This window comes from Natrinema sp. CBA1119, assembly GCF_002572525.1.
In the GTDB taxonomy this organism is placed as follows: domain Archaea; phylum Halobacteriota; class Halobacteria; order Halobacteriales; family Natrialbaceae; genus Natrinema.
The window spans coordinates 226,278-238,623 of the sequence record NZ_PDBS01000008.1; the positions used below are offsets into that span (position 1 = coordinate 226,278).

Genomic DNA, 12,346 nt, shown 5'->3' on the forward strand with positions numbered 1-12,346 from the left:
ACCTGGCTATTTTTGTCGACTACTCGCCGTTTGCGAGTCGGAACGCCGCGTTGGCGATCGTGTTCGCCGACGAGTAGCAGTCGTCCCAGCTCGTGTACTCCGCTTCGCTGTGGCTCTTGCCGTCCTCGCTGACCGCGAACACCATGCTGGTATCGCAGACGTCGGTGAGGTGGACGGCGTCGTGGCCGGCGCCGCTGAAGATGCGCATGCTGTCGTAGCCGAGCTCGTCGGCCGACGCCTGCACGGCGTCGACGCACGTGTCGGCGAAGCGCACGCTGTCCGACTGGTGGCGTTTCTCCCACTCCCACTCGAGCCCCTCTCGCTCCGCTGCTGCCTCCGCTTCGGCGAGCACCCGATGTTTCGCCTCCTCGACGATATCGTCGGACGGGTCCCGGAACCCGAACGTGAACGTCACCTCCTCGGGGATGATGTTGATGGAGTTTGGCTGCGCGTCGACGTAGCCGACCGTTCCGACGGTTCGATCGCCCAGCGTGCTCGGGATGCGTCGGACCTGCGTGATTACGTCGGCGGCCCCGACGAGCGCGTCATTGCGGAAGTGCATCGGGGTCGGACCCGAGTGGTCCGCCTCGCCGTAGTACGTGATCGCACCCCAGTAGAATCCGACGACGCCCGTGACGACGCCGACCTCCTTGCCCTCCAGTTCGAGGTACGGCCCTTGCTCGATATGGAGTTCGAGGTACGCCTCGTACTCCTCCTGGGGTTCGGCCGGGACGTCGCCACGGTACCCGATCCGTTCGAGTTCGTCGACCAGCAGATCGCCGTTCTCGTCGGTCCGCTCGTACTCCGTCTCGATGTCGTGGGCTCCGACCCAGACGCCGCTGCCCTGCATCGCCGGCTGAAAGCGCGACCCCTCCTCGTTCGTCCAGTTGACGATCTCTATCGGGTGTTCGGTCTCGATTCCCTCCTCCTCGAGCGTGCGAAGCAATTCGAGGGGAGCGATCACGCCGAGCGCCCCGTCGTAGATCCCCCCGTACGGCTGGGAGTCGAGGTGCGACCCGATCAGCACCGGCGCGGCGTCGGGATCCGTGCCCTCGCGACGCCCGAACATATTTCCGAATTCGTCGATTCTGACGTCGAGCCCGAGTTCCTCGAGCTGATCGCGGAACCAGTCCCGGATCTCCCTGTCCTCGTCGGACAGCGCGAGCCGGTGGAGGCCGCCGTCTTCTGTACCGCCGATCGCCGCCTGTTCTTTCATCGTCTCGACGAACCGCTCCCTGTCAATCCCTATCGACATACGTTCACGACTATCACGACGCGTATTAGCTCTTGTCCCAATTGCGGTAAAATACTCGAATACTACTCCCGATTCTTCACGATAATCGGACACATCGATACAATACGTCGGTTTCGTAGCGGTGGAACCAAGCTATATGTAGACGGCGGCTCGTTCGTGGTGTATGCACGCCACACATACTGCCGTCACGGTGAGCGACCTCGAGGCGACGACCGATTTCTACGAAGGGGTGCTCGGGCTGGAGTACCAGCGAGAGTTCACGGGAGATGACGGCGTCGTCAACTATTACGTCGGAACCGACGACGGCGCTTCTCTCCAGTTCAAGTTCGACCCGACCGCCGACGGGGCCGTCGACCCGTCGGGTATCGACCACCTCGCGTTCTCGGTCGAGGACGTCGACGCGACCTTCGAGCGGGTCCTCGAGGAGAGCGGGTGCGATGTCCACCTCGAACCGACGACGTTCGACGCGGCGAACAGGCGAGCAGCGTTCGTCTACGATCCGGACGGCTACGTCGTCGAGTTCGTTCAGCCGGTCTAAGTCACGCGGATTCCTCCTCGCTGTCACACAGCGTCTCTACCTCGCCGTCACACAGTATCTCCACCTCCTTGCCCCGCAGGGAGTCGGTATCCGCGTGCGCCCTCACGATCCGGTCCGCCCGCTCGAGGGTCCGATTGGGAGTGCGATCCTCGACCCGACCATAACAGTAACGACAGTGACCGCTCATGCTGTACTCGTGACCACTGACAACACGCTCGACGACATCGACGCCGCTGCCGCGGAGACGTTCGCACTTCGTCGCGGCGACGCGTTCGCGCTCACAGCGGACCACATCTACGTCGCTCGCGGCGATGGAGAACCGATACGTATCACCTTCGAGGATGTCGTAGAGGTCGAGTACAACGCCTTCGATTGGTTTCTCGCCGTGCTCAGCGTCGGACTCATCGTGTTCGGCGGGTACTCGACGACGGAACACGTGCTCGGCGGCGTCGCGTTCGCCGTCATCGGCGTCGTGAGCCTCTTCCTGACGTACCGGAAGCGCGGCAAACTCTCGTTCAAAGTCACCGGTCGTACGAAGCCACTCACAGTGTTTCCCGAGCGTCCGGACGCCGCCTACGAGGCGCTCCGTCCACATCTGTCGGAGTGACCCCCATCGCGGGACAGATTCGATTCGGACTCGTCTGTCGTCGCGTTTCCGTCGGCGAATCCGGACTCGTCCCGGTGTCCGTTTCCAGTGATCATCGCTCGTCGTCCCCGCTCGATTCGTCGGCTCGACGCCACTATATAACTGTTCGATAGATATCGAGTATATTGGATACAGATCAATTTAGGGCGATATTATGCCAACAGTTTTCAACTTTTGTTTCGTACGTAGTCTCATGGGAGACGAGCTATCATCCCTCAACGACATCGAACAGACCGACAAGCGACACGTCTTCGGCACGTGGTCGTTCCAGAGCGAAGTCAGCCCGACGCAGGTCGTCGGCGGTGACGGAGCGCGATTTACGACGGCCGACGGCGAGGAGTACATCGACTTCTCCGGACAGCTCATGTGTTCCAATCTCGGCCATTCCGCGGACGGCGTCGCGGATGCGATCGCCGAGCAGGCCCGAGAGGGTGCGTACTTCGCGCCCGGCTTCACGACGGAGGCACGCGCCCGACTCGGCGAGAAACTGGCCGACGTCACACCGGGAGACCTCACCAAAACGTTCTTCTCGACCAGCGGCACCGAGGCAGTGGAGGCCGCGATCAAAATCGCGCGCTTCTACACGGGCAAGCAGAAGATCATCTCGCGGTACCGCTCCTACCACGGCGCGACCGCCGGTTCGATCAGCGTCACCGGCGATCCGCGGCGGCTGCCGGCCGAACCCAGCGTTCCCGGCGCGATCAAAGCGCCCGACCCGTACGCGTACGGCTCGACGCTCGAGCCGATGGAGAGCCTCGAGTACATCGACGAAATGCTCGAACTCGAGGGCGATACGGTCGCGGCGGTGCTCGTCGAGCCGATCGTCGGCTCGAACGGCATTCTCGTTCCGCCGGACGAGTACCTCCCCGAACTGAAGCGAATCGCCCACGATCACGGCGCGTTACTCATCTGTGACGAAGTGATGTCCGGATTCGGCCGCACCGGCGAGTGGTTCGGCAGCGACGTCTTCGACGTCACTCCCGACATCATGACGATGGCGAAGGGCCTCACCGGCGCGTACGCGCCCCTCGGCGCGACGATCGTCACGCCGGAAATCGCCGACTACTTCGAGGACGAGATGTTCTGTCACGGCCACACCTACGCGGGTCATCCCGTCGCCTGTGCGGCCGGACTCGCCGCCGTCGAGACCTACGAGGAGGAGAACCTCATCGAGCGCGCGAGCGAGGTCGGCGACGTCCTCGGCGAGCGACTCGCGGAACTCGCCGCGGATCATCCGAGCGTCGGCGAGGCGCGCGGCGTCGGGCTCTTCCGCGGTCTCGAACTCACCCGGTCGGCCGACGAGCGCGTCCCGTTCGGGGAGCGATCGGACAAGATCTCGACGGGGACGACGGTCGTGGACGAAGTGGCGGCCCGCGCCCGCGATCACGGCGTCTACGTCGCGAACATGATCAACACGCTCATCATCGCGCCGCCGCTGGTACTGACGGAAGCGGACCTCGACCGAGGTATCGAAGCGTTAGACGCCGCGCTCGAGTACTCGGACGCCCAGATGGAGGGTTGAACGGATGAGCGACCTCCCGCCGGCGTACGGCGGTGAAATCCTCCACGTCGACCTCGAGAGCGGTGAGAGCGAGCGCGAGGAACTCGCGCCCGAGGACGCGCGCCTGTTCCTCGGCGGGAACGGCCTCGCCGTCAAGCTCGTCGCCGAACACGTCCCCGCGTCTGCCGACGCGTTCGATTCGGAGAACGTCGTCGTCTTCGCGGTCGGACCGATGAACGCCACGCCGTTCCAGAGCACGAGCCGCGGCGTCGTCGGGTTCGTCAGCCCGATGACCGACGGGTTCTTCGACAGCACGTTCGGCGGGACGTTCCCGCGGGCCCAGAAGACGACGGGATTCGACGCGATCGCGTTACACGGCGCGGCCGACGACCTCTCGTACGTCACCATTACGGCGGACGGCGCGACCGTCGAACCCGCCGCCGATATGGCCGGCCTGGACACGTACGAGACCTGCGAGCGGGTACGCGAACGCGAGGACGTCGGCTACGACACGCACGTCATCGCCGCCGGCCCGGCCGGTGAGAACCGAGTGCGCTACGCCTGCCTGTTGCACGAGTCGAAACGGCGCGAAGGCGTCGCCGGTCGGGGCGGCAGCGGGGCGGTTCTCGGCTCGAAGAACGTGAAAGCCGTCGCCGTCCGGGAGGGCGACTTCGAGCCCGAACTCGCTGCACCCGATCAGCTCCGGACGCTCGCCACCCAGCGGATGAAACCGCTGATGGAGGGGACCGAGATGCTGCAGGACTACGGGACCAGCGGCCTCGTCAACCCGGTCAACGAGACGGGAAAGCTCGGCCAGCGCAACAACCAAACCGAGCGGACGTCCCGGGAGAACGCGGAGGCGATCAGCGGCGAACGGCTCCACGAAGAGTTCGTCACCGAGGACACCACGTGCGCCAACTGCGCGGTCGCCTGCGGGAAACACGTCGCGGTCCAGTCGGAGGGGATCACCGAGGCGAAGATTCCGGAGTTCGAGAGCCTGTTCGGGACCGCGACGATGCAGGAGGTGTACGACATCAAGCGCGTGATGAAAGCGAACGACCTCTGTGACCGGCTGGGGATGGACACCATCAGCTGGGGCGTGACCGTCGCGTTCGCGCGGGAGTGCTACGAGGAGGGGCTGCTGTCCGCGGACGCCTCACCGCACCTCGAGTTCGGCGACGCCGACGGTCTCGTGGAACTCGCCGAGGAGACCGCGCGACGCGACGGAATCGGGGATCGGCTCGCGGCGGGTTCGTTCCGATTCGCCGACTCGCTGGACGACGCGGCGGAACGGTACCTGCACGGGGCGAAGGGGCTGGAGTTCGCAGCCCACTCGCCGCGGGGTCTCAAGGGGATGTCGATCGGATACGCGACCGCGACTCGAGGCGGGTCACACCACGACACGCGTCCGACGCTCCAGTATCAGGGAGAACACGACGAAACGACGGACGGGACCGCCGAGTTCGCCGCTCGCTCGCAGCACTTCACCGCCGTCGGCGACTCGCTGACCCAGTGTCGGTTCGTCAGCGAGGGCGGGTGGGGCGAACGACTGAACGAGCGCTACAGCGATGCGGTGAACGCCGCGACCGGCTGGGACCTCGACCCGGCCGAACTCGAACGGATCGGCGAGCGCATCTACAACCTGGAGCGACTCGTCAACGTCCAGCGCGGAATCGCCAGCCGTGCGGACGACACGCTCCCCTACCGCGTCATGCACGAGGCGATCCCAGACGGACCGTCGGCCGGAATGTTCTGTCCGCCGTCGGAACTCGAGGCGATGCTGGACGAGTACTACGCGTTCCGCGGCTGGGACGACGACGGCGTTCCGACCGACGAGACGCTCGAGCGACTCGAGCTCACCCCGTTCGCGAACTGAGCGGACGGACGAGTGCACCGTCCCCTTTTCGTCGACCGCTCACCGATCGGACGGTCGATCCCGGATCCTGCCGACGTAGCCTCCGAGTCGATCGAATAGCGTCACGGCTCGAGATCGGAGGGAATGAACTATTACAGTTCGACCGTATCGGTAGACGTGATGGCATCTGATCCGGAGTACGCAGTCACTGCTGAACTAGATGTGATGGTCGAGATGCGTGACGGTGTCGAACTGGCGACCGACATCTACCGCCCGGCTGACCCCGACACGGGAGAACCGATCGACGATCCCAAGCCCGCGCTTCTCGATCGGACTCCCTACGGCAAGCGAGGACGCATGGAACGACACGGCGAGTGGTTCGCCGAGCGCGGCTACGTCGTCGCGATTCAGGACTGTCGGGGTCGATTCAACAGCGGCGGCGAGTACTACATCTTCGTCAACGAACCCGAGGACGGCTACGACACCGTCGAATGGCTCGCCGACCAGCCCTACTGTGACGAGCAGGTCGGGACGATAGGGACCTCCTACGGTGCGTGGGTGCAAAACGCGCTCGCCACGCAGGATCCGCCCCACCTCGAGGCCATGTTCATCAACCAGGGAGCCGCCAACGGACGGAAGGCGACCTTCCGTCACAACGGTGCCTTCGAGCTCCGGTGGCTCTGCTGGGCGTACACCCTCGGCGGCGGGTTCGCCAAGCGGGCGCTGGAGGACTCGGACGTCCAGCACCGACTCGCGAACGTCGACGTGCGGGACGTACTCGAGAACGGGCCGATCCAGCCGGGGCAGTCGCCGCTGCGACACATCCCCGACTACGAGGAGTGGGCGTTCGACATCATGACGCAGGGGGCCGCGAGCGACGAACTCTGGCAGGAACCCGGGCTCAACTTCGAGGCGTACTACGACGAGTCGGCGGACGTTCCGACCGTCTATTCGGGCGCGTGGTACGACTCCTACACGAAGGCGACCTGCGACAACTTCGAGGCGCTCGCCGAGCGCAAGGACAGCGACCACTACCTCCTGATGGGGCCGTGGACCCACGGCTGGAACACCTATCCCCTGCCCTCGTGGAACAAGTCCTACTCCGGCGAACTCGAGTTCGGCGAGCGGGCCCTGCGCGACTACCAGGAGACGCGGCTGCGCTTTTTCGATCACTACCTCAAGGGCGAGGACACCTGGGGCGACCAGCCGACGGTCCAGTACTTCCAGATGGGGACCGGCGACGGCTCACAGACGCGCGACGGCCGGCTCCGCCACAGCGGCGAGTGGCGCTCCGGCGAGGAGTGGCCCCTGCCGGACACCGAGTTCACGACCTATTACATCCACGAGGACGGGCGGCTGTCGACGGACGAACCGACCGTTCAAAACGCCGCGACGAGCTACGAGTTCGATCCGAGCGATCCCGTCCCGACCCTCGGGGGCAACTGCTCGTCGTACATCACCTACGAACCGCGAGAGGAGAACCTCATCGAGTACCCGCTCGCCAATCGAAACCTGCACGACATCACCGGCCGCGGCGGCTTCGACCAGCGCACCCGCCCCGATACCCTCGGCGCCGACTCGCCGTACGGCCCCCTCGAGGAGCGCAACGACGTCCTCGTCTACCGGACGGAGCCCCTCGAGGAGGACCTCGAGATCACGGGCCCGATCAGCGTGAGCGTCTTCGGCTCGACCGACGCGCCGGACACCGACTTCACGGCGAAACTCATCGACGAGTACCCGCCCAGCGAGGAGTTCCCGAACGGCTTCGCGGTGAACCTCGCCGACTCCATCTGCCGCGGGCGCTACCGGGGCTACCGGGACGAGCCCGACCTGCTCGAGCCCGGCGAAGTCTACGAGTTCGAGATGGAGCCGTACCCGACGGCGAACGTCTTCAAGGAAGGTCATCGCATCCGACTGGACATCTCCTCGTCGAACTACCCGCGCTTCGACGTGAACCACAACACCGGCGGGCCGCTGTACGGCGACCGCGAGTCCCAGACCGCCACCAACACGGTCCACCACGACGCCGAGTACGCGACGCATATCGAACTGCCGGTTCAGCCGCGGTAACGCGTTCGCGGTCGCGGTCGTTCCGCCGATCGACGTGACCGCCGGCGGACGTGGGACCACGCGCTCACTCGAGCCGCATTCGCTCTCTTCTCGTCATCGGGGACTCCTCGTCGGCGGAGAATCTCATCTCGAAGCATCGACTTCGGTTCACCGACCGATCGTCGCTATCCAGAGAAGCCAGACCGCCGCGACGGTCAGTCCCATCGCCCCGAATCCCGCGGCATAGCTCTCCGTCGCGGTCAACAGCCGGCCCACGAGCCACGGGTACGCCAGCGCGCCGCCGTTACCCACGAGCAACATTCCCGACAGCGTCACGCCGGGGTCGTCAGCCAGTTCGGAGAACGCGAGACTGAACAGCGGCCCGAACGGGATCCCGAAGCCGAACCCGGTCAATACGAGTCCGATTCCGATCCCTGCTTCGGAGCCGGTCGCGATCGCTGCCGCTAACCCGACGAGGACGAGCGCCAGTCCCAGTAGCGTACCCGCGACGGTCGCTCGCTCCCCGTAGCCTCGAGAGAGCCAGCCGCCGAGCCCCCGACCGAGCACCGTCGCCAGGGCGAATCCGACGAGCACGGCGATCGCGGGGAGCGCGACCCCTGAAAGGAGTTCCGCGTACCAGGTCGAGGCCACCATGAGAAATCCGAACGTCGCCATGTTCCCGAGCCCGAGTGCGAGGCCGCTCGCGGACGTGAACGGGTCGAGATACGCTCGAAGAGGCGTCTTCGCGTTCGCGCTGACGGCCGGCAATCGACTCGCCAACGCGCCTCCCGAGAGGGCCACGATAGCCGCGACGACGGCGGGGAGCGTCGGTCCGAGCGCGGAGACGGCGACGGGACCGACTGCCAGTCCACAGGCCAGCCCGAGCGTGAACAGCGCGCCGAGCATCCCCTGGGCGGTCGCGGTGTCCGCGCCGGTCGTCCGCAGTCCGACGTACTTCATTCCGCCGACGAACGCCGTCCCCTGACCGAGCCCCAGGAGGAGCCGCGAGACGTACGTGGCCTCGAGGCTCATCGCGCCGCCGAGGGCGATTCCGACGCCGGCGACGGCGAACCCGAGCGCCGCGACGCGTTCGACGGGCACCGTCCGCGTCAGTCGATCTGCCGGAACGACGACGAGAAGCTGTCCGAGGAGAAAGAGCGACATGCCGAATCCGGCCGCATCGGGCGAGACGCCGCGGGCGATGAGCGCGGAGACGTACGCGCCGTAGCCGCCGACGGCGAGTCCGAGACCGAACAGCCCCAGACCGATCCCGCCGATGGCTGTCCAGGGGACGGTCTGCGACTCGTCACTGAACGACATTTGCCGTAACACGTGGCCGGCTAACCATCGGATCCACAAAAAGCGTTGTATCACGGCAGCGGCGACGGCTTCGTCGCGGCAACCGTCAGTTGGGTGCCATTTCCAGCCGAATCGAACTGCATCGCGCTGGAAAATCTCCCAAAGATATATATTTCCCGTATTTGTGGTGGTATCCGTGCAATGACGGACGCAAACGTGGACGATCAGTCTTTAGAATCGAGTACTGACGACGGTATCGTTCGATACGGAATCGACGACGAACCGCCCCTTTCGGAAGCCATTCCGCTCGGGATCCAGCACTTGCTCGCGATGTTTCTCTCGACGGTCGCGCTCCCGCTCGTCATCGCCGGAGCGATCGGGCTCGGGCAGAGCGAGACCACCTTCATCGTGCAGATGGCGTTGCTCGTCGCCGGGGTCGCCACGATCGTACAGGTGTATTCGGTCGGACCGGTCGGCTCCCGTCTCCCCATCGTCATGGGAACGAGCGCGATCTTCGTCACGCCCCTGATCGACATCGGGAACTCGTTCGGGATCGCCGCGATCTTCGGTGCCGTCATCGTTGCTGCCCCGGTTGAGATCGTCATCGGCTACTTCTACGACGACCTCCGGTCGCTGTTTCCCCCGCTCGTGACGGGCGTGGTCGTCATGCTCGTCGGGCTGACGCTCGTTCCGACGGCGATCCAGTACTCCGCCGGTGGGCCGGGCGCTGAAACCTACGGCGATCTCGCGAACCTCGGCGTGGCCGGAGTCGTGTTCCTGATCGCGGTCCTGTTCAACCAGTACTTCGATAACTTCCTCTCGGTCGCGAGCGTGCTCATCGCAGTCGTCGTCGGCTACCTGATGGCCGCGCCGCTCGGACTGCTCGATCTCTCCGGCGTCGCCGATGCCGGGTGGGTGGCCGTCCCGATGCCCCTCGAGTTCGGCGTCGAGTTCCACCCGAGCGCGATCGTCATCGCCGCGTTCGCGTACGTCGTCACCTCCATGGAGACGATCGGCGACGTGGAGGGAACGACCGGAACGGTTGACCGACGTGCGACTTCGGAGGAAATGCGGGGCGGCCTGCTGGCCGATGGCGTGATGAGCATGATCGCGGGCGTCTTCAACGCCTTCCCGAACACGTCGTTCTCCCAGAACGTCGGCCTGATCGGGTTCACCGGCGTCGCGAGCAAGTTCGTCGTCGCGATCTGTGGGGGCTTCCTCGTCGTGCTCGGCCTGATTCCGAAAGTCGCCGCGATCGTCTCGGCGATGCCCGAACCCGTCCTCGGCGGTGCGGCGATCGTCCTCTTCGGGATGATCTTCTCGATCGGACTCAGACTCGTCGCCCAGAACGTGGAACTGACGCAGCGAAACCTGACGATCATCGCCTCCTCGATCGTTCTCGGCCTTGGCGTCGAGGTGCAGTCGGACGCGCTCGCACAGTTCCCCGACGATCTCCAGGTGCTGCTCGGCTCTGGGCTGCTCGTCGGCGGCGTCACCGCGCTCGTGTTGAACGCGATTATCCCCGGCGACGGCGGCCTCACGTCGGCCGACGCCGGCGCTGACGCTTGAATCGGCGACGGTCCTTCATCGTGGGGACTCCGCGCTTCACCCCGCTTCTACCCGCCGCTACGGCTCGAGGACGATCATCCCGTGACTCTCGCCCGTCCGAATCCGTTCGTGAACGGCGGGGACGTCCTCGAGGCCGACCCGTTCGGTAACGACGGGGTCGATCCGGCCGTCGGCCAGCAATCGCGCGGCCCGGACGACCTCGTCTTTCGTCGCGTACCGCGACCCGCTGATGGCGGCTTCCTTCACGACGAACTCCGTTAGCGGCGGTGCGAACGATCGGTCGTGGTGGGTCGTCAGCGAGATCAGTTGCCCGCCCATCGCGAGCGCGTCCCAGGCGTCCGCGAGCGTGTCCGTGTTCCCGACCGTGTCGACGACGACCGTCGGTCCGTCGCCGCCGGGGGTCGCCTCGCGGAGCCGCGCCGCGACGTCGTCGCCGCGGACGTCGATCGGCTCTACCGCCGGGCCGGTGACCGAATCGACGTGCGCGAGCCGGTCGTCCGCGACGTCGGCCGCCAGCACGCGAGCGCCCCTGAGCGCGGCCAGCTGCGAGAGGTGGATTCCGACGCGACCGGCCGCGCCGACGACGAGCACCGTATCGGCGTCGTCGACCTCGGCCCGGCGACAGATGTGTAGCGGCGTCGCGAGCCCGTCTGCGGCGATCGCGCCGTCGACGAAGCTCGCCCCGTCCGGAAGCGGGAGCGCGTTCGAGGCGGGGATAACTGCTCGCTCGGCGTACGCGCCGTCTCGAGTGGCCCCGTACCAGCCGCCGAAATTCGCACACTGGTTCGTCGCGCCGCGCCGACACGCGTCGCAGTCGCCACAGGTGAGATAGAAGTACGCCAGCACGCGATCGCCCGGTACGATTCCCGACACGTCGTCGCCGACGTCGTCGACGATGCCCGCGAACTCGTGACCCGGCACCCGCGGCGTGAGTGCCGGATCGTCCTCGAGGCCCCCCTGAATCGAGTTCTCGATCGTCCGCGTGACGCCGCAGGCGCGGACGTCGATACACACTTCGTCCGGTTCGGGCTCCGGATCGGGAACCGTGTCGACCGTTAGCGATCCGCCCCACTCGTCGAGGACACATGCCTTCATACCTGCTAGAGAGTCCCACAACAGTAATAGCGTTCCTCTCGCGGCAGACGTTCCCGATTCGCTGTAGTTCGGGGAAGAAATACGTCGCTTGGCACCCAACTACGGACTATGCCCGAACGGATCCTCGTCCCCGTCGATGGCTCGAACAGATCGGAAGACGCACTCGAGTACGCGATCGAAACGTTCCCGGACGCCTCGATCACGGCTGTCCACGTGGTCGAGGCGGGGCACGGCGACATCGGGGCGTTTTCCGGAATGACTGGTGATATTCCTGACGACAGTCCAGAACACGAGCGATCCGAAGAGATCCTCGAGTCCGCTCATCAGTTCGCGGCGGAACGCGGAACCGAGATCGAGACCGAACGCGGTCGGGGCCGACCGGATCGGCTGATCGTCAAGCGCGCCGAGGACGGCGACTACGAGATGATCGTCATCGGCAGTCACGGTCGGAACCGCGTCGCACGCGTCCTCCTCGGGAGCGTCGCGGAGAAAGTCGTGCGGCGGTCGTCCGTCCCCGTCCTCGTCGTTCGATAGATCGA

The 12,346-nt window shown here is 65.7% G+C and carries 11 protein-coding genes; 7 read left to right on the top strand and 4 right to left on the bottom strand.

What is annotated here, in order from left to right:
- Nucleotides 1-19 precede the first annotated feature (19 nt).
- Nucleotides 20-1,255 carry a Zn-dependent hydrolase gene (locus CP556_RS23260; protein ID WP_098727981.1) on the bottom strand — a complete coding sequence of 412 codons (1,236 nt, stop codon included), beginning with the start codon at nucleotides 1,253-1,255 and terminating at the stop codon, nucleotides 20-22.
- A gap of 163 nt (nucleotides 1,256-1,418) precedes the next feature.
- Here CP556_RS23260 and CP556_RS23265 point away from each other — a divergent pair, with 163 nt between their 5' ends.
- Nucleotides 1,419-1,793, top strand: a complete 375-nt coding sequence (locus CP556_RS23265) for a VOC family protein (RefSeq protein ID WP_098727982.1) — start codon at nucleotides 1,419-1,421, stop codon at nucleotides 1,791-1,793.
- Between the two features lies 1 nt (nucleotide 1,794).
- On the opposite strand, the gene CP556_RS23270 is transcribed toward CP556_RS23265, so the two are convergent.
- Complete coding sequence (locus CP556_RS23270) at nucleotides 1,795-1,980, bottom strand: hypothetical protein (RefSeq protein WP_098727983.1); 186 nt, start codon at nucleotides 1,978-1,980, stop codon at nucleotides 1,795-1,797.
- 9 nt (nucleotides 1,981-1,989) lie between these two features.
- Between CP556_RS23270 and CP556_RS23275 the strand changes: the two genes are divergently transcribed.
- From CP556_RS23275 to CP556_RS23290, 4 genes are all read left to right on the top strand, one after another.
- A complete protein-coding gene (locus tag CP556_RS23275; RefSeq protein WP_098727984.1) occupies nucleotides 1,990-2,400 on the top strand; it encodes a hypothetical protein in 411 nt (136 codons plus the stop codon).
- A gap of 232 nt (nucleotides 2,401-2,632) precedes the next feature.
- Nucleotides 2,633-3,961 (top strand): aminotransferase family protein, encoded by a 1,329-nt coding sequence (locus CP556_RS23280; protein WP_098727985.1) that lies wholly within the window; start codon nucleotides 2,633-2,635, stop codon nucleotides 3,959-3,961.
- Nucleotides 3,962-3,965: 4 nt separating this feature from the next.
- Nucleotides 3,966-5,816: an aldehyde ferredoxin oxidoreductase family protein gene (locus CP556_RS23285; RefSeq protein ID WP_098727986.1), complete on the top strand. Its 1,851-nt coding sequence runs from the start codon at nucleotides 3,966-3,968 to the stop codon at nucleotides 5,814-5,816.
- A gap of 159 nt (nucleotides 5,817-5,975) precedes the next feature.
- On the top strand, nucleotides 5,976-7,865 hold the full coding sequence (locus CP556_RS23290; protein ID WP_098728261.1) for a CocE/NonD family hydrolase: 1,890 nt from the start codon (nucleotides 5,976-5,978) through the stop codon (nucleotides 7,863-7,865).
- A 147-nt stretch (nucleotides 7,866-8,012) separates the two neighbouring features.
- Here the strand turns inward: CP556_RS23290 and CP556_RS23295 are convergent, their stop codons facing one another.
- A complete protein-coding gene (locus CP556_RS23295; protein WP_098727987.1) occupies nucleotides 8,013-9,164 on the bottom strand; it encodes an MFS transporter in 1,152 nt (383 codons plus the stop codon).
- 180 nt (nucleotides 9,165-9,344) lie between these two features.
- Between CP556_RS23295 and CP556_RS23300 the strand changes: the two genes are divergently transcribed.
- The gene (locus tag CP556_RS23300) at nucleotides 9,345-10,712 is read left to right on the top strand and encodes a uracil-xanthine permease family protein (protein ID WP_098727988.1); all 1,368 of its coding nucleotides are present in this window, start codon (nucleotides 9,345-9,347) and stop codon (nucleotides 10,710-10,712) included.
- Between the two features lie 57 nt (nucleotides 10,713-10,769).
- On the opposite strand, the gene CP556_RS23305 is transcribed toward CP556_RS23300, so the two are convergent.
- A complete protein-coding gene (locus CP556_RS23305; protein ID WP_098727989.1) occupies nucleotides 10,770-11,807 on the bottom strand; it encodes an alcohol dehydrogenase catalytic domain-containing protein in 1,038 nt (345 codons plus the stop codon).
- A 108-nt stretch (nucleotides 11,808-11,915) separates the two neighbouring features.
- Here CP556_RS23305 and CP556_RS23310 point away from each other — a divergent pair, with 108 nt between their 5' ends.
- Nucleotides 11,916-12,341 (top strand): universal stress protein, encoded by a 426-nt coding sequence (locus CP556_RS23310; protein WP_098727990.1) that lies wholly within the window; start codon nucleotides 11,916-11,918, stop codon nucleotides 12,339-12,341.
- Nucleotides 12,342-12,346 lie beyond the last annotated feature (5 nt).

Excerpts from the sequence above, each read along its gene's own strand:
- CP556_RS23270 (WP_098727983.1), bottom strand. The coding sequence starts at position 1,980 with ATGAGCGGTCACTGTCGTTACTGTTATGGTCGGGTCGAGGATCGCACT.
- CP556_RS23295 (WP_098727987.1), bottom strand. The coding sequence starts at position 9,164 with ATGTCGTTCAGTGACGAGTCGCAGACCGTCCCCTGGACAGCCATCGGC.
- CP556_RS23265 (WP_098727982.1), top strand. The coding sequence starts at position 1,419 with ATGCACGCCACACATACTGCCGTCACGGTGAGCGACCTCGAGGCGACG.
- CP556_RS23305 (WP_098727989.1), bottom strand. The coding sequence starts at position 11,807 with ATGAAGGCATGTGTCCTCGACGAGTGGGGCGGATCGCTAACGGTCGAC.
- CP556_RS23260 (WP_098727981.1), bottom strand. The coding sequence starts at position 1,255 with ATGTCGATAGGGATTGACAGGGAGCGGTTCGTCGAGACGATGAAAGAA.
- CP556_RS23300 (WP_098727988.1), top strand. The coding sequence starts at position 9,345 with ATGACGGACGCAAACGTGGACGATCAGTCTTTAGAATCGAGTACTGAC.
- CP556_RS23285 (WP_098727986.1), top strand. The coding sequence starts at position 3,966 with ATGAGCGACCTCCCGCCGGCGTACGGCGGTGAAATCCTCCACGTCGAC.
- CP556_RS23290 (WP_098728261.1), top strand. The coding sequence starts at position 5,976 with ATGGCATCTGATCCGGAGTACGCAGTCACTGCTGAACTAGATGTGATG.
- CP556_RS23310 (WP_098727990.1), top strand. The coding sequence starts at position 11,916 with ATGCCCGAACGGATCCTCGTCCCCGTCGATGGCTCGAACAGATCGGAA.
- CP556_RS23280 (WP_098727985.1), top strand. The coding sequence starts at position 2,633 with ATGGGAGACGAGCTATCATCCCTCAACGACATCGAACAGACCGACAAG.